General features: G+C 68.6%; 17 protein-coding genes. 4 read left to right on the top strand and 13 right to left on the bottom strand.

The window, feature by feature from the left end:
- Positions 1-50: 50 nt before the first annotated feature.
- Both SK854_RS07735 and SK854_RS07730 read right to left on the bottom strand, forming a co-directional pair.
- Entirely contained in the window at positions 51-509 is a 459-nt protein-coding gene (locus SK854_RS07735; protein ID WP_319974307.1) for a peptidase inhibitor family I36 protein, read from the bottom strand.
- 99 nt (positions 510-608) lie between these two features.
- Positions 609-2,054: a phenylacetate--CoA ligase family protein gene (locus SK854_RS07730; RefSeq protein ID WP_319974306.1), complete on the bottom strand. Its 1,446-nt coding sequence runs from the start codon at positions 2,052-2,054 to the stop codon at positions 609-611.
- Between the two features lie 135 nt (positions 2,055-2,189).
- Here SK854_RS07730 and SK854_RS07725 point away from each other — a divergent pair, with 135 nt between their 5' ends.
- A complete protein-coding gene (locus SK854_RS07725) occupies positions 2,190-3,842 on the top strand; it encodes a choice-of-anchor B family protein (RefSeq protein ID WP_319974305.1) in 1,653 nt (550 codons plus the stop codon).
- A 50-nt stretch (positions 3,843-3,892) separates the two neighbouring features.
- The gene (locus SK854_RS07720) at positions 3,893-4,759 is read left to right on the top strand and encodes a hypothetical protein (RefSeq protein WP_319974304.1); all 867 of its coding nucleotides are present in this window, start codon (positions 3,893-3,895) and stop codon (positions 4,757-4,759) included.
- Between the two features lie 20 nt (positions 4,760-4,779).
- Here the strand turns inward: SK854_RS07720 and SK854_RS07715 are convergent, their stop codons facing one another.
- A complete protein-coding gene (locus SK854_RS07715) occupies positions 4,780-5,166 on the bottom strand; it encodes a peptidase inhibitor family I36 protein (RefSeq protein WP_319974303.1) in 387 nt (128 codons plus the stop codon).
- Between the two features lie 114 nt (positions 5,167-5,280).
- Between SK854_RS07715 and SK854_RS07710 the strand changes: the two genes are divergently transcribed.
- On the top strand, positions 5,281-6,294 hold the full coding sequence (locus SK854_RS07710; protein ID WP_319974302.1) for an ADP-ribosylglycohydrolase family protein: 1,014 nt from the start codon (positions 5,281-5,283) through the stop codon (positions 6,292-6,294).
- Positions 6,295-6,692: 398 nt separating this feature from the next.
- Entirely contained in the window at positions 6,693-7,136 is a 444-nt protein-coding gene (locus SK854_RS07705) for a YdeI/OmpD-associated family protein (protein ID WP_319974301.1), read from the top strand.
- 10 nt (positions 7,137-7,146) lie between these two features.
- Here SK854_RS07705 and SK854_RS07700 read toward each other — a convergent pair whose 3' ends face one another.
- The 10 genes from SK854_RS07700 to SK854_RS07655 form a co-directional block, all read right to left on the bottom strand.
- The gene (locus SK854_RS07700) at positions 7,147-7,590 is read right to left on the bottom strand and encodes a hypothetical protein (RefSeq protein ID WP_319974300.1); all 444 of its coding nucleotides are present in this window, start codon (positions 7,588-7,590) and stop codon (positions 7,147-7,149) included.
- Positions 7,587-8,474 (bottom strand): WXG100 family type VII secretion target, encoded by an 888-nt coding sequence (locus SK854_RS07695; protein WP_319974299.1) that lies wholly within the window; start codon positions 8,472-8,474, stop codon positions 7,587-7,589. The genes SK854_RS07700 and SK854_RS07695 overlap by 4 nt, the downstream gene beginning before the upstream one ends.
- On the bottom strand, positions 8,471-8,827 hold the full coding sequence (locus tag SK854_RS07690) for a P-loop NTPase family protein (protein WP_319974298.1): 357 nt from the start codon (positions 8,825-8,827) through the stop codon (positions 8,471-8,473). Before SK854_RS07690 ends, SK854_RS07695 begins: the two co-directional genes overlap by 4 nt.
- 59 nt (positions 8,828-8,886) lie before the next feature.
- On the bottom strand, positions 8,887-9,024 hold the full coding sequence (locus SK854_RS07685; RefSeq protein WP_319974297.1) for a hypothetical protein: 138 nt from the start codon (positions 9,022-9,024) through the stop codon (positions 8,887-8,889).
- A 29-nt stretch (positions 9,025-9,053) separates the two neighbouring features.
- Positions 9,054-10,016, bottom strand: a complete 963-nt coding sequence (pip, locus tag SK854_RS07680) for a prolyl aminopeptidase (protein ID WP_319974296.1) — start codon at positions 10,014-10,016, stop codon at positions 9,054-9,056.
- A 43-nt stretch (positions 10,017-10,059) separates the two neighbouring features.
- Positions 10,060-11,232, bottom strand: a complete 1,173-nt coding sequence (locus SK854_RS07675; protein WP_319974295.1) for a hypothetical protein — start codon at positions 11,230-11,232, stop codon at positions 10,060-10,062.
- Between the two features lie 313 nt (positions 11,233-11,545).
- Positions 11,546-13,012 carry a family 43 glycosylhydrolase gene (locus tag SK854_RS07670; RefSeq protein WP_319974294.1) on the bottom strand — a complete coding sequence of 489 codons (1,467 nt, stop codon included), beginning with the start codon at positions 13,010-13,012 and terminating at the stop codon, positions 11,546-11,548.
- A 10-nt stretch (positions 13,013-13,022) separates the two neighbouring features.
- Positions 13,023-13,997, bottom strand: coding sequence for an arabinan endo-1,5-alpha-L-arabinosidase (locus tag SK854_RS07665; protein WP_319974293.1), 975 nt, complete (start codon positions 13,995-13,997; stop codon positions 13,023-13,025).
- Between the two features lies 1 nt (position 13,998).
- Positions 13,999-15,438: a family 43 glycosylhydrolase gene (locus SK854_RS07660; protein WP_319974292.1), complete on the bottom strand. Its 1,440-nt coding sequence runs from the start codon at positions 15,436-15,438 to the stop codon at positions 13,999-14,001.
- A gap of 11 nt (positions 15,439-15,449) precedes the next feature.
- The gene (locus SK854_RS07655) at positions 15,450-16,769 is read right to left on the bottom strand and encodes a glycoside hydrolase family 43 protein (protein WP_319974291.1); all 1,320 of its coding nucleotides are present in this window, start codon (positions 16,767-16,769) and stop codon (positions 15,450-15,452) included.
- Positions 16,770-16,869: the final 100 nt, after the last annotated feature.

Raw genomic sequence — 16,869 nt, 5'->3', positions numbered from 1 at the left:
CCGGTCTCGGGACCAAGGCCCCGAGACCGGTTCTGTGCTATCCGGCTGGATCAGCCGCAGGTGGTGCTGACCCACTGGTGCGAACGCACCTGGTAGGTGCCGGCGAGGTCACCCTTCTGACCTTGCTTCGTGCAACCGATCGAGTTGTTGTACCCCGTGTTGCGGTAGAACCTGACGCCCTTGGCGGAGGACGTCCCCCGGTTGTAGACGGACTTGACCTCCTTGGTCGTGGCCCAGGAACACTTGTAGGTTCCCGAGGTCCAGTCCGAGTCCGCCACGTCCCACATGCAGCGGCCGCCGGTGCCGCCGAAGCCGTTCCAGAAGCAGATGTTGCCGGTGTTGCAGTCCCAGGCGGCGAGAGCCTGGCCGGTCTCGGAGTCGAACGCCGCGCCCACAGCGGCGGCCTCGGCGACCGGAGCCTCCGCCTGAGCGCTCGGTGCCGCGAGAGCGACGGTGAAGAGCATGGCGAGCGGCATCAACGCCAGCAAAATACGCCGAACGAACCTCAAAGGATTCCTCCCTAAACCCGAAATGAATTCGGCCGACGTCACTTTAAGCAGAGGGAGGATCTGGAAGAAAGCTATTGCTTCGTGGCGCAAAAGCACATTTCACGGCCGTCGGGTGTACCTGTGTTTCACACCGGCCGGGAAGTACTCCGGATCTCCTGCCGGTCGCAGCACGACCTCGGGCAACTGCCGCTCGGCCGGGACGTAGTGCGCGAACTCGCTGTTGAGCCGCAGCAGCTGGGTCCGCACCGCCTCCGCGATCACCACCGCGTCCGCCGTCGCGCCCGGCGCGGTCTCGACGGTGATCCGCAACAGCCGATCGCGATCTTCGTTCTCGACCGACTCGATCACGAACTTTCCGGTGACCGTCTCGCTGATGCCGGGCTGTTCCAGTCCGACGGTCACGTTCTCCGGATGGACGTTCGCGCCGAAGAACGACACCGTGAACAGCGACCGCCCGAACAGGAAGACGAACGGCAGCTCCGGGCCCGGCGGGGGAGTGAAGCCGTGGCGGGCGCAGTGGGCCAGCAGCTCGGCGTGCTCCAGAAGCCCGCCCTCGTCGGCGATCCGGTAGCGGATCAGCGGGATCCCGCCGTCCGCGGTGAACACCAGCGTGCCGTCGTGCACCTCGAAGAACCGGCTCGCCGGGTCGTACTGCACGAGCGTGGGCAGCCGCGAGTCGCCGAAGACCTCCCGCGCCTGCTCCGGGCGGTCGGCGAAGAACCGGCGGATGCCCGCGGACAGCGCTGTCTCGTTGCCCAGCACACCGGAATCCGCTGTGCCGTAAAGGGAAGCGACGTCACTGATCGGGTCCGCGATTCCGGCCCGTCGCGAAACCAGGTCACGCCACTGCTCGCTGAACACCTCGCCCGCGAGCACGAGCTTGATCCGGTACGCGGGCCAGTCGACGCCCTGCGCGAGCCCGGTGTCGACGACGTCCTTCACGAACGGCGGGTAGCCCAGCAGCACGACCTGCTCGAAGTGCGGCGCCAGTTCCGGCAGCACCCGCAGGATCTCGGCCTTGTTGTTGCCCGGCGCCACGACCGTGATCGGGCAGCCCTTGGCCGCGAGATGCCGCACGCAGGCCTGCGTGAACAGCCCGCCCACCCACGTGCCGAGCGGGAAGCACACCACGGCCAGCGTCGTGCGCTCGTCCGCGTGGAAGCCGTCCACCAGCACCTGCTCGAACCGCCGCGCCACGTGCAACTCGTCCTCCAGCGCGCGCGGCCAGATCGTCGGCCTGCCACTGGATCCCGACGACACGGCGATCATGTCGCAGTTCTCGAGCCGTCCGCCGCGGCACAGCTCCGGCAGCGGATACCGCTCGTGGTAGTTCGCCTTCTCGAGCAACGGCAGTCGCTGGAAGTCCTCGAACGTCCTGATGCCCGCCGGCTCGATCCCGTTCTCCCGCAGGAGCTTCCGGTACGCGGGCACGGTGGCGGCCGTGTGCTGGAACAGGTCGAGCACCCAGCTCGGGGACTTCGGCTCGGCGGGAGCGAAGAAGTCGTCGAACGCCTGGCGCACGCGGTTCTGCCGGCTGCTGTCCATCGCCCGAGCGTATCGATCTGATCCACGTTCCACCCGAACCAGACGAACGACGGTTCACGGGCAGTACCCGCCGCTTCTACCGTCTGTGTCTGACCGGGAAACCCCCTGCTTCCCGGTCGTGAGGAGTACAGCTGCATGAAATCCCTGCGCACGGGGGCGCTGGCCGTCCTGACGGCCTCAGTGGTCGCCCTCTCGATGACGGGCGCCTCCGCCCACGACCCGAACACAGCAGAAGGACAGGCGGCGGCCAGAACGTTCCTGACCGACCACCTCCCCGCCGACCGGCACGCGGTGACCGGCCAGGCCGCCGGAGTCCCGTGTGTCGACGGCAAGGCAGACATCTACCCCTGCAAGAACGTCGACCTGCTCAGCGTGCTGCCGCTGTCCGCGATGGGCGGTGGCAACGGCAACGACATCTGGGGCTGGACCGACCCGTCCTCCGGCAAGGAGTACGCGATCGTCGGCCGCACCAACGGCACGGCGTTCGTCGACGTCAGCACGCCCACCGCGCCCAAGTTCCTGGGCAACCTGCCGTCCAACGGCGGCAGCAGCTCATGGCGTGACATGAAGGTCTACAAGGACCACGCGTTCATCGTCGCCGACTTCATCACCGGCCACGGGATGCAGGTGTTCGACCTGACCCGCCTGCGGACGATCACGACGCCGCAGACGTTCACGGCCGACACCCTGTACAAGGACTTCGGCCCGGCGCACAACATCGCCATCAACGAGGAGACCGGGTACGCGTACGCGATCGGTTCCAACACGTGCAGCGGCGGCCCGCACATGGTCGACATCCGCACGCCGAAGTCGCCGAAGAACGCGGGCTGCGTCGCGCAGGACGGCTACACGCACGACAACCAGTGCGTGATCTACCGCGGCCCGGACGCGACCTACAAGGGCCGGGAGATCTGCTTCAACTCCAACGAGGACACGCTGACGATCGTCGACGTGACCGACAAGGCCAACCCGGTCCAGATCGTGCGCAAGGCCTACTCCGGCGCGCAGTACTCGCACCAGGGCTGGCTCACCGAGGACCAGCGCTACTTCCTGCTCGACGACGAGCTGGACGAGTCGCGCGGCACCGACAAGCGCACCAAGACCTACATCTGGGACCTCGCGTCGCTGGCGAACCCCGTGCACACCGGCGTCTACAACTCGCCGGCCACGGCCATCGACCACAACCAGTACATCAAGGGCAAGTACTCCTACCAGGCCAACTACCAGGCCGGACTGCGCATCCTCGACGTCAGCAACGTGGCTTCGGCGCAGCTCACGGAGGCCGGGTACTTCGACATCTACCCGGCGGCGAACGAGGCGAAGTTCAACGGGGCGTGGAGCAACTACCCGTACTTCGCGAGCGGCATCGTCCTGGTCAACGGCATCGAGCAGGGCCTGGTCGTGGTCAAGCCCAACCTCGGCGCCGTCGAGCCGCCGCCCACCGGTGGCAAGTTCGAGAACACGGCCGACGTGTCCATTCCGGACGCGGGTGCCGCGATCACGTCACCGATCACGGTGTCCGGCGTCCCCGGCAAGGCGCCGGGCGCCTTGAAGGTGAACGTCGACATCAAACACCCGTACCGCGGTGACCTGGTGATCGACCTCGTCGCGCCGGACGGCACGTCGTTCCGGCTCAAGGGTTCCAGCAACGACTCCGGCGACAACGTCGTGGCCACCTACGAGGTGAACGCCTCCGCCGAGGACGCGGCGGGCACGTGGCAGCTCAAGGTGCAGGACCTCTACCGCTCCGACGTCGGCTACATCGACGCGTGGAGCCTTCAGTTCTGAGACGAGGCCGTGGGTGGCCGGCACCGGCCACCCACGGCTCAGGAGTGGTCATGCGCAAACTGAGCTTCGCCGACTGGTTCTTCGCCCTGCTCGCCGTCGCCGTGGTGGCGGGCGGCGGGATCATGCTGTTCGCCCGGTCCGCTTCGCCGACGCAGCACCAGAACATGGGCCCGGTCCTGCCCGCCGCGCACAGCGACGGTCTGTCCGAAGTGGAGAGCGGCTACCGGTTCGACCGCGTCACCATGCCCGAGTCGCGAGGCACGGCGGTGCCCGTGGCGTTCCGGATCCTCGACGGCGCGGGCGAACCCGTCACCAGGTTCCTGGACAACCAGACCAAGCAGATGCACTTCTTCGCCGTCCGCGAGGACATGAACGTGTTCGAGCACCTGCATCCCGTTCTGCGGGGCGACACCTGGCACACCACGCTCTCGTTGCCCGACGGCGGCGCCTACCGGATGTTCGCGGAGTTCGTGCCGCTCGACACCGCCGACCCACGCCACCCGGTCGTGCTCGGCGTGCCGTTCAGCGTCCCGGGCGACACGACCCCGGCCCCGGTGCCCGCCCCGTCGGACGGCGCCACGACCACCGACGGCTACACCGTGGTGCAGGTCGACTCCACGGCGCGACCGACGCCGATGAACCCGCACGTGCTGCGCCTGTCGATCCGCGGACCCGACGGCAAGCCGGTCAGTTCCCTGGAACCGCACCTCGGCGCCAACGGGCACATGACCGGCTTCCACACCATGCTGCTGTCGGCGACGCACCTGCACCCGGTCGAACTGGCGGGCATCCCCTTGAACAACGGCGAACTGAGCTTCCAGGCCGTCTTCGCCGACCGGGGCGAGTACCGGCTGTTCCTGGAGTTCGCCCACGACGGCAAGGTGCACCGGGCGGCCTTCACGGTCGACGTCGGCTGACCCGTCGCGGCGACGTCAGTTCATCGGCACGTTCCGCGCCGAACGGAGCTGTACGCGTCGTTGTGCGGGAAGTACCCCCACGTTCCGCTGTCGGACTGGTAGCGCTCGCCCTGGTAGTTGGGTTCGGTGTACCAGCAGAACGAGGCTCCGCTCCTGTTCCAGCCGGACGTGATCCGGTTGTCGAGGTAGCCGCCGTTGAACTGCGCCAGGTCGGGAATGCGCTGCTGGAGCGCCACGTACCGGCCCCCGCCCTTCTCGTGCTCGAATCCGCACATGTGCGACGGCGGACATTCCGAGTACGCGGTGACGCCGATCTCGCCTGCCTGCGCGGTTCCCCCGGTGAGCGCCGTCGCGCCGGCCAGGGCGACCGCGACCCCGGCGACCGTCTTCTTGATGCCGAACACCATTCCTGTTCCCCCTCAACGGTTTTCGCTTGCGAGAACCATGATTCGGGGGAGTGCTCACGGGGAACAGGTCACGAACCGGTCACCTGTGAGTGCTCGCTGACCGTAGAGTGAACTGTGGACCGAATCGCGGGATCGTTGTACGGGTTGGCCTTCGGGGACGCGCTCGGCCGGCCGACGGAGTTCCTGACCGTGGAGGAGATCGATCAGGAGTTCGGTCCTGCCGGGCCGGACGACCTGGAGGGTGATCCGGCGCTGGTCACCGACGACACGCAGATGGCGCTGGCAGTCGCGTGGGCGTTGCACGGCGTCGATCGGTACACCGCTGACGTGCTGGAGCCGCGGTTGCGGGAGCGGTTCGTGGCCTGGGCGCACAGTCCGGAGAACAACCGTGCGCCCGGCATGACGTGTCTGCGCGCGTGCGGCGGACTGGCGGACGGCGTGCCGTGGGTGGAGGCCACCATCGCGGGCTCCAAGGGATGCGGCGCGAACATGCGGGTGACGCCGGTGGGCCTGGTGTCCGGGCTCGACCTCGACGTGCTGGCCGGGGTGTCGCAGCTGCAGGCCGCGATGACCCACGGCCATCCCACGGCGCTGGCCGCGTCCGAGCTCACCGCTTACGCGACGCGGCTGCTGGTCGACGGCCTCGACCTGGCCGACGTGCCCGCCGCGTTGCTGGCTCGCTGCGCTGAACGGCGCTCGATCTACCTGGAGGAGTGGCTGGGATCGCTGTGGCGGATGCCGGGAGCGACCACGCCCGCCGACTTCATCGCCCGCGGCTGGGACGAGTGTGCAGCCATCCTCGAATGGCTGGTCGCGGCCCTCGCCAGGCCTGATGACGGCCTGGACGCGTGCCTGGCCACGGGTGAGGCCTGGATCGCCGAGGAGGCGCTGGCGACCGGGCTCTACTGCGCGATCCGGCACGCCGACGACCCGGTGCGAGCCCTGGTGCGGGCCGCTCGCACCAGCGGCGACTCCGATTCGATCGCCGCGCTGGCCGGGGCGTTCGCAGGCGCCGCGCACGGCCTGGCCGCCTGGCCGCAGGACTGGGTCGCCCGCATCGAGTACGCCGACCAGCTGGCCGCGCTCAGTTCAGGCTCTCGAGCCAGCGGAGCCACGTCTTCCGCGTGACGTCGTGCTCGGGGCGGTCGGCGACATGGCGAACCAGGAGCGCGTACATCCAGTCCTCGCGCCGATACGGGCGGTGCAGCACGTCGACCAGCAGATCGGCGGCCTCCGCCTCGCTTCCGCCGGCACTCCTTTCCGTCCCAGGCGAAGGAGCACTTCTTGCTTGCTCGACCGCCACGAACGGCCATTGGTCCAGTGTGATGGTGCCCCACGGTTCCCTTTACCAATGAACGGTGAGGTACGAGAAGATCGTCCGCTCACCATCGGATCCGTAGGACAGACCCGAATCTCTTGCCACCAGATCGCGGTGCCGTGCGAGCGCCCGGCGGTGGACGACGTCATCCCGAGCCCGGTCCGTGCCTACTATCCGGGTGAACAGCCGATCGCCCGGAGGAGGACCCTTGACGCGCCACACGTTCACCACGCTGGTCGAGCTCAACGGCAAGACCGCGACCGGGCTCCGCGTCCCTGCGGACGTGGTCGAGGCGCTCGGGCAGGGCAAGAAACCCAGGGTCGCGGTGACCATCGGCGTCCACACCTACCGCAGCACCGTGGCGGTGTACGGCGGCGACTTCATGCTGCCGTTGAGCGCCGCCAACCGGGAGGCCGCGGGCGTCGCCGCCGGGGACACCGTCGAGGTGACGCTGGAGCCGGACCTGGCGGAACGCACCGTCGAGCTGCCCGACGACCTCGCGGCGGCGCTCGATCAGCACCCCGCGGTCCGGGCCGCGTTCACCGCGCTGTCCTACAGCAACCAGCGGCAACGGGCAGAGGCCGTGGCGGCGGCGAAACAACCCGAGACCCGCGCGCGGAGGATCGAGAAGATCATCGCCGAACTGTCCTGACGCGCCAAGGCTAGAAGGCGTCCTCGGTGAAGTCGCTCGGCGCGTCGTCGTCGAAGTCGCCGCGCGACGGCCGGGCGCGCTGCTGACCCGCCACGATGATCTCGTCGAGGTTCTGGCCCTCCTTGATCCCCGTGTACGCGCGCTTGAGCGACGGCATGCTGGTCTGCATCGCGCGTTGCACGTCGGGATCGTGCACGGCCCTGCCGGACGCGATGTCCCGCCAGGACATCTGGCCCTCGTCGACCTTGCGCTGCAGGTCCTTCAGCGCGTTCGGCGCGTCCTTCGACCGGGCGAACTTCTCGATCGCGGCGATGTCCGCGGGGGACAGGTCGGTGCCGCGGGTCTGCACCCTGGACGCTTCCAGGGCGACCTTCTCCAGCTGCGCGCCCCTGGCGTCGAGATCCTTCTGCCACGTCTGCAACTGCTGACGAGCGCTGTCGTACGGGAACGTCATTCCGCACCGCCCGGACTCGACGTGCTGGGCTCCGCCCAGTGCTTTTCCTTCATCGCGCCGGTGTACTTGCCGTGCGCCTTGAACCCGCCCTTGGCCATGCCCCACGCGCCGCTGCCGACGGCAGCCGTGCCGTCGCCGAACTTCTCCGTGCCGTCCTGCCACGTGTCGACCACGTCGAAGAAGTCGTTGACGTCGCGCACGTCGGGGATCTTGGCCAGCGCGGTGCCCCACAGCTTGATGCCGTTGATCATGCCCTTGACGCCCTCGATGAGCGTCTGCATGGACTGGATGAGCTTGCGCACCTGGTCGACGATGTTGACCACGTCGTAGACCATCCAGACGGCACGACCCCAGCCGACGATCGGGATCCACGCGGTCATCGCGGCCTTCATCAGCTTGTCGCAGATCTTGTCGAGCAGGGTCAGCGCGAGCTTCGCGGCCGACCGGCAGGAGCTCGCCATGTTCTTGAACCGGTCGCCGATGAACTTCGCGACCTGCGAGTCCCACTCGATCGCCGTGGTCCACGTGCGGCGCACGCGGTTCTCGAAGCTCTGCGCGGCGCCGCCGTTCCATCTCGGAGAGAGCTCCTCGATGCCGTTGTTCACGTTGTGCCGCACGTTGTCCAGCGCCTTGGCGACCCGGTCCCACGCGGCGGCGTTCGCGTCGATCTTCTCGAAGTCGCCCGCCAGCGGCATGACCAGGTCGCGCACCAGGTCGTCGCCGGTGACCTGCTGGTAGATCCAGTTGACGCCCTGAATCTTCCAGCCGGCGGCCTCGATCAGCTCCTTGACGGTCTGCCGGCCAGGCCGGTTCTCGGGAGCGGCGCGCAGCGCGACGTTCGGGTCCTCGACGTCCTGGTAGCCGTTGCACACCGGGCCGGTCATTCGCCCACCCCCAGGTACCGTGCCAGCCAGGACGGCGGCTCCGCCTTGCCGCCCGCGGTGTCGATCAGGCAGACCCCGACCTCGTCCGCCTTCTCGTAGGCGTGGGCCGACTTGACCAGCGATTCGGCGTCCTGGCCCATCTTCTGGCTGGCGGCTTCGAGCGTCTCGCCGTAGAGCTGCGCGACCCCGACCACGACGGGATCGAGCAGCGACAGCAGCCCGGTGAACCCGGCCGTGTCCCCACCCTTGGAGATCGCGTGCTCCCGGATCGTCAGGAAGTGCTCGGCCTGACGTTCGAGCAGCCCGCTGTAGCCGCGCAGCTCATCCGGCACGACGTGGAACTTCTCACCCATGGCGGCCATGATGCATGCCGCAATGTGCGGTTCCATCGCGTTTGGCGAAAAAACCCCATTCACGTCATGAATGGCAGCGAGTCCGCAGGTAGCACGTCCGTCAGTTCACGAAGCAGCGGCAGCGGAACCTTGGAGACTCCGGAAGGCGCTGGGGCGGGGACGTGGAACGCGAGGTCGTAACCGTCCACTTCGGACATTCTCGGTCCTCCTGGACTGTTCCGTGCGTTCACGCGAAGCGGTCGGTGGCGGCGATGATCGCCGCGCTCATGCTGCCGCCGCCGTGACCGGTGTCGTCGAGAACCACGAGTTCGCTTCCCGGCCAGGCCCGGTGCAGCGCCCAGGCCGTGCCGAGCGGACCGCTGACGTCGTAACGTCCGTGGATCAGCACAGCGGGAATCCCGTGGAGCCGTTCGACGTCACGCAACAGCTGCCTCTCTTCCAGAAAGCAGCCGTGGGACCAGAAATGGGTCACGAGACGGGCGAAAGCCAGCTGAAAGGCCGGATCGGCGACCGACAGCGAAGGGGCCGCGTCGGGGGCCAGCGACATGTGCGTGTCCTCCCACAGGCACCACTCGTGTGCGGCCGTGGCACGGACCTCGGGGTCGGGATCGTGGAGCAGCCGGCTGTAGGCGGCCGCCAGGTCGCCGTCGCGTTCGGCGGAGGGCACGCCGTCGCGGAACCGTTCCCACTCGCGCGGGAAGACGCGGCCCATGTCACGGGTGATCCAGTCGGTGTCGCGGCGGTCGCCGTCGGTCACGGCCGCGAGCACCAGCTCGGTCACCCGTTCCGGATGCGCCTGCGCGTAGGCGAGAGCGAGAGTGACTCCCCACGAGCCACCCTCCACCAGCCAGCGCTCGATTCCCAGGTGGACCCGCAGCGCCTCGATGTCGGCGACGAGGTGCTGGGTGGTGTTCGCCGACAGGTCGACGACCGGGTCCGTGGCCGAGGGTGTGCTGCGCCCGGCGTTGCGCTGGTCGAAGAGCACCACGCGATAGCGGTCCGGGTCGAACAGTCCCCGCGTTCGCGGAGAGCTCCCCGAACCGGGACCGCCGTGCAGCACGACGGCCGGCTTGCCGCGGGGGTTGCCCGACACCTCCCAGTACAGCGAATGACCGTCGCCGACCTGCAACATGCCTGACTCGTGCGGCTCACTCGACGGATAACGCCCGTCGTCGGAAATACTCGCCATGCGGCCATGATCGCTCACCGCCGCATGAGCGCACCCGCTCGCGTCAGTGGTTGTACATGTTTTCCAGCGCGGCCCGCCGGGTGGCGACGTCGTCGGGATCGTCGCCGAAGACGAGCAGGTGCAGCGTGGTCTGCTTGATCGGGTTGTCGGTGCGGCGGGTGTCGTGCCCGCCGGTGACGAGGAGCCCTCCGCGCAGCAGGGCGGGTCGTAACGCGGCGAGCAGCGCGGCGACCGACGCGGTGGTGGTGATCTTCGTGGACTCCGACGGGCGGTCCAGGGCGTCGGGGCGGATCGTGTGCAGCGCCAGCAACGGGATGGACCCGCTGGTGATGCGGAAGTTGAGGTCGAGCATGACGAGTCTGCCGTCGTGGGTCTCGGCGCAGTCGAGGCTGCACATGCCGCGGTAACCGACGTCGGCGGCGCGCTGGGCGATCGCCAGGCATTCGACGAGCAGGTCGGCGGGCAATGGCACGACGAGCCCGAAGCGCCCGCCGGTGTAAATGCCGTCGGAGTCGATGCGCTGGTCGGTCACGGCGAGCAAGCGGGCCTGGCCGTCGGCGGCGACGTAGAGCTGGACGCCCCAGTTGCGGTGGATGCTCAGGTACTCCTCGACGACCACCTCGGTGAGGATGTCGGTGAACGCGGGCAGCGCCACCAGGTCCCCCGCTCGGTGCAGGTACACGTCGAGGCTGGCGCCGTGCGCGGCGTTCGTGGCGGCCTTGAGGACCCAGGACTTCTCGGCGGGCGCGGCCAGGGCGAGGTCCTCGGTCGCGACGATCTCGCGGCGGGCCTGGAAGCGGGGAGCGACGAACGTGCTGATGCTGGCCTTGTTGTTGAGGTAGCCGACGAGTTCGGCGCTCTTCACGGACCGTTCGTCCGGGTACAGGCTCGTGGGCTGCGGGTATTCCATGGACAGGCGAAGGCCGTCGCTCAGGGCCTCGGTGACGCGGGTGGCGAACTCGGCCTCGGTGCGGAACTCGCGCGGGTCGGTGCCGACGGGCAGGCCGCCGTCGCGGAGGGCGGCGATCAGGTTGGGTTCGGTGCCGCCCGCGCTGCTGATGACGGGAGTGCCGGCGGCGACGGCGAGAGGGCGGGCGGACAGGACGTCGCGCATGATCCGGTGCCTGCTCGACGGCACTGTCGGTTCCTGGGCGGGGCGCGCGCAGACGGCGATGTCAGGGCCGTAGATGTCGGTGAGGGTGCGAGGAGCGGCCAAGGTCGGCGTGAGCGCGGAAGCGGTGATGGGAGATCTCCCTCGTGGGGTTGTTCTTGTGCCCGGTCCTGGGCGTGGAGTGGTGCGAACTGACCGGGAGCGGTGAAACGCGCCTGGATGAGGCGGCGTCCGCTCCGGGGTGAAGGCGCGCCACCGGGGGTGAGCCCTGGCGGGCGGAGATGTCCAGTCTCTCACGTTTCGCGAGGTTGGGGGCGATTCGGCGGCACGGTGACGGGCGGCACGCCGGTGAGCGTGCCGTGCCGGTCGCTGTCGTGCCGCGAGCCAGGAGACCTGGTCGATCAGGTCGGCTGGGTCATCAGGCCGGTTCTCCCGACGGCGCGGGGAGCTGTGCGCCGAGCGGGACCGGGGTGCCGAAGTTCGGGGTGCCGTCGGCGTTCCAGGTGAACTTCTGCGCGCGCGTGGACCGTTCCATGCCGCAGCCGGCCGAGGCGCTCGTGTTGCCGTGGTAGACGATCCAGTCCTCGGTGCCGTCGGGGGACTTGAAGAACCCGTTGTGGCCTGGAGCGAACACCCCGTGGTCGTCGTTGCGCTGGAACACCGGGCTGGGCGACTTCGTCCAGTGTGCGCGGTTGAGCGGGTCGGACCCGGTGAGGGTGAGCAGGCCGAGCTTGTAGTCGGGACCCCAGCAGGCGCTGGCCGAGTACACGATCATGGTGCGGCCGTTGCGGTACAACGGTTCCGCGCCCTCGTTGACCGGCGCGGTCTGCCGCTCCCACGCCAGGGTGGGCTGCGAGATGGTGCGTCGCGCGCCGCTGACGGTGTACGGGTTGGAGAGCGGGGTGATGGTCAGGCTCTGGGTGCCGTCCATCGCGCTGCCCATCAGGTACAGCTTCCCGTTGTGCTGCAGGATGCTCGGGTCGAGTTCCCACGTGTCGCCCAGGTCCGCCTTGAACGTGTACGGGCCCATCGGGTCGGAGCCCGCGCTCTCCAGCACGTGCAGGCGCTGGGTGGGGTTGTAGTCGGGCACGTTCTGCCCGGCCACGTAGTACAGGTACCACCGGCCGTTGAGCAGGTGGAACTCCGGTGCCCACATGGTGCAGCACCCGTTGGGCCGTCCGGACAGGTTGAACACCACGGTGTCCGCCGCGCTCGACAGGCCTGCCAGCGTGCGAGAGCGGCGCATGGTGATCGTGGAGTTCCACGTCGTGGTGGCCAGGTGGTAGTAGCCGTTGTGGAACTGCAGCCACGGGTCGGGGCCGCTGCTCTTGATCGGGTTGGTGACGTTGCCGGGGGCGCCGATCTTCACCAGTCGCCACTGCTGGTTCGTGCCGCCGGTGTCGGGCCACTGGATCACCTGTGCGCCGTTGGCGGCGGAGAAGTCGAGGACGTCGACCGCCTTGCCGCTCGCGCGGCTGACCAGCCGGACGTGCCCGTCCGGTGAGTCGGCCAGCCGGAACTGCTGACCGGAACGGCCGGCGTCCGTCGTCTGCACGAGCCCGGCCCGGTCCGCGGCCGACGGGAAGTCCAGGACCTTGCCGCTGTGCCGGGACTTCACCCGGTAGTAGCCGCCCCCGGAGTCGACGAACTGCCACTGCTGCCAGGCGCCGTCGTTGCGCGCGTACTGCGAGATCCGCGCACCGTCCGCAGTGGACAGTTCGTAGACGTCCAGCGCCTTGCCGCTGTTGCGGTTGACCAACGCGTACGACGCGCTGGTGTCCACGATCGCGGCGGCCGCCACCGTCGGCACGGCGACGGTGATGCCGCTCAGCAGCAGGACAGTGGCGGCCAAGACGGTGCTGCGCGAGCTGCTGATCGAGGTCAAGGTCTTCTCCTCACCGCAGGAACGGCCAGCCCGCCGAGTCGTGGGCCAGCAGGTTGATGCCGAGCCGCGACGCGCCGGAGTCGGTGTAGTAGTGGTAGGTCAGGACGTCACCGTCGGCATCGGCGAGGACGTCCTGGTGCCCCGGCCCGTGCACGCTGCCCTGACCGGCCAGGACCTCCGTGCCACCGCCGGACGTCATGGCCGTGCCGTCACGGGCGACGTAGGGCCCGGTGACGCTGGTGGAGCGGCCGACGACCACCCGGTACGTGCTGGACGCGCCACGGCAGCAGTGGTCGAACGAGACGAAGAGGTAGTAGTACGCCCCGCGTTTGACGATGTTCGGTGCCTCGATCGGACCGCCGTTCCTGCCCGCGACGGACCGGACGGCCGAGTCGGACCGCAGACCGGTCGACGGGTTGAGCGCGACCATCTTGATACCGGACCAGAACGAGCCGAAGCTCAGCCACCAGCGGCCCTGGTCGTCCACGACGAGGTCGGGGTCGATGGCGTTGAAGTTGTCGGACGTCCGGGTCTCGACGACCAGGCCGCGGTGGGTCCACGTGCCGGAGTCACCGCTCGGACTGGTGGCGAGGAAGATCGCCGACCGGTTCGAGCCGAACGTCGAAGCCGAGTAGTACAGCCAGTACCGTCCGTCGCGATAGGACAGATCCGGCGCCCAGAGGTTGGTGCTGCCATCGGTGTACGGGGTGGTCCACGAAGCGCCGCCGGGGAACACCGAACCCGCGTTGCGGAACGCGACCCGGTCGGTGGAGGTCTTCAGCGCGATGTTGGTGCCGGTGTGCGCCACCAGGTAACTCCCGTTGGCGCGCTTGACCACGCTCGGGTCGTGCACGCTGATGTCACCGGTGACCCGGCCCGGCAGGGGATAGGCCGCCGCGTGCGGTGCCGTCGCGACCGTGGTGGTGAGGACCACCGCCACGGTCAGCAAGGCCCTTCTCAGCGTGGCTTTCCACGAGGTGCCCATGTCACTCCAGTACGAACGTCGCGTCCGACCGTCCCTGCGCGTCGCTGACGGCCTGCAGGTAGAGCAGTCCGTTGCTGACGCGGATGTGGCGGCCGGGGAAGTTCACCGACTCGAACGACACCGCCGACGCGGACGCCAGCCCCGCGCGTTGCAGGAAGCTGGCGTCGTTGCGGAACAGCGTGCTGCCGTCGCTTCGCTCGACCCACAGCTCGTTGTTCCGGTGCCGCAGGTAGTAGCCCGGGAAGTTGGTCGACTCGAGCGACACCGCGCCGGAGCCGGCCAGTCCCGTCACGAGCTTGAACTGGGAATCGGCCAACGGGGCCACGCCGGCCTCCAGGCGCGCGCGGTACTCCCAGTGCCGCACGAAGCGGTCGGCGGCGGCATAGGACCTGAGCCTGACCGGAGTCGGCCCGTCGGGGACCGGGATGCCGAGATCCGGTGTGCCGTCGGCCCTGTAGTAGACCTTCTGCACGCGGGTGCGGCGGTTCGGGTCGTTGAGCGGGTCGCCGCTGATGTCGCGGTAGTTGCGGTCGTGGTAGACCATCACGTCGCTGCTGCCGTCCTCGGACACCGTGAACGAGTTGTGGCCGGGCCCGTACTGACCGGTCGCGTCGTTGCTGGTGAACACGGGACTGGCGCTCTTGGTCCACGACGCCGGGTTGAGCAGGTCGGCCGACGCCGAGGCGGTCAGCAGGCCGAGACAGTAGTTCGCGTCGGTGGCGCTGGCCGAGTACGTCAGGAACACCTTTCCGTTGCGCTGCAGGACCGCCGGACCTTCCGCCACCTTGTACCCGCGGGTCTCCCAGGCGAGCGACGGCACCACCAGCCGGGTCACCGTGCCGGTGATCGTCCACGGGTTCGTGCCCATGCGGGCGAGGTAGACGTTGGAGTTCGTGGCGATTCCCGGTTCCTGCTGCGCCCAGGTCAGGTACCGCACGCCGTTGTGCACGAACGTTGAGGCGTCCAGCGAGAAGGTGTCCCACGGGGTCGTGATGCGGCCCCGCTCGGTCCAGGATCCGTTCAACGGGTTGGCGCTGGAGCTCTCCAGCACGTACATGCGGATGCGCCAGATGTCGTCGCTGCGGCCCGCCGCGAAGTAGACGTACCACTTCCCGTTGATGAAGTGGATCTCCGGCGCCCAGATGTGGGCGGCCATCTCGCCGCTGGAGTGCTTGCGCCAGATCACCGTCTCCTGCGCGGAGGCCAGCCCCTGGATGGTGCTCGCGCGGCGCAGGACGATCCGGTCGTACTCCGGAACGGTCGCGGTGAAGTAGTAGAAACCGTCGGTGTGCTTGAAGACGTGCGGGTCGGCACGTCGTTCCGCGATCGGGTTGGTGTACCGCACCGCGGGCGTCGCACCCGCCTGTGGCACGGGCATTCCTGCCACGCAGGTGACGGCGGCGAGCACCAGCACGGCCAGGCGGAGGAGAACCGTCTTCATCGACTGTCCTTTCAGGCCAGTGGTGCGGTGACGGTGAAGGACGCGTCACCGGCGAACGCCGAGTCGGAGGTGCGCCAGTCGACGCGCAGCGCGTAGTTCTGGTGACGCAGGTACCGGCCGGGGTGGGAGTAGGACTCGAACGACGTGCTCCCGCCGCCCGCGAGACCGGCCCGGCCGCAGAAGGTGGCGTCGCGGGCGAACACCGCGTCACCGCTGTTGGTGTCCAGCCGGACGCGGAAGTCGTAGTGCCGCAGGTAGCGGTCCGGGAAGTTCACCGACCGGAACGAGTAACAGCCCGCGTTCGCCAGACCGGCCACGACCGTGAACGTCGCGTCCTGGCGCACCGGGAGCGTGCTCGACGAGCTCACCGGATCGACGTGCGCGAGGTTGTCGCGATGCCGGACGTACCGGTCGGGGAAGTTGGCCGAGCGCAACGACCGGGCGCCCGTCGCCACCGCCGTGCCGTCGCCGGAGTCCTCCCGCAGCACCGTGAAGTGCCGGGCGGTGCCGGACAACCCGGCCAGTTCGGTCTTGGCGCCGAAGCTCGTGAGGTTCGTGCTGTCGGCGTAGAAGTACCGCCGCTGGCCGTACTGGTCGAAGTAGATTCGCCACCGGCCGTCCGGCAGCCGCACGAGCGCGGGACCTTCGAGCCCGGAGCCCCAGCCCGCCCAGTTGCCTGTGCCGACGAAGGTCCACGGCCCGTTCAGCGACGTGGCGGTGGCGTGCTCGATGTACTTCGTCGTCTCGTTCTTGAGGAAGTTGTGGTAGGTGCCGCCGACCTTGACCAGGAAGCTGTCGATGAAGTTGGCCGGGATGCCGAGCGCGACCGGGCTGCTCCACGCCGAGAGGTCCGCGTTCGTCGCGGTGATCCGGTACGGGCGGAACTGTCCCGCCGTTCCGGCCGTGGACGCGGAGAAGACCACGTGCACGCTGCCGTCGGAGTCCTTGAACCACTCCGGCGCCCACGTGCTTCCGGTGGCGCCGTTGAGTCCTACTCGGACGTTGCGCAGGAACGTCCAGTTCACGTAGTCCGCGCTGCGGGCGAAGCCGATGGTGTCGCCGGTCCAGTTCGTCGTGTGGACGATGTAGTAGTAGCCGTCGGTGTGCCGCAGGACGCTGGGGTCGCGGATCAGTCCCGACGGCGGCGTGTAGGCGTTCGCCCTGACCTGGTTGAAGCTGGTCGCGTTCGCCGAGTCGTAGACGTACATGTTCGACTCGCTGCTGTTCGTGAACGCGGTCATCACGTAGTGCGGTACGGGGCCCGCGGCCGATGCCGTCGGACCTGGGACGAGGACGCCGGCGACGAGTGCGGCAATGACTGCGAAACGCATGGACCGGCTCCTTGCGACATTGGGAGGCTCCGAACCGTTAGCGTTAACACTATGTGACATGGCTGTGGTTCCTGGCAATGCTGATCGCAGCTCAAGAACG

Source organism: Lentzea sokolovensis (genome assembly GCF_033949975.1).
Taxonomy (GTDB): domain Bacteria; phylum Actinomycetota; class Actinomycetes; order Mycobacteriales; family Pseudonocardiaceae; genus Lentzea; species Lentzea sokolovensis.
This window is presented reverse-complemented; position numbering and strand designations above follow the sequence as displayed.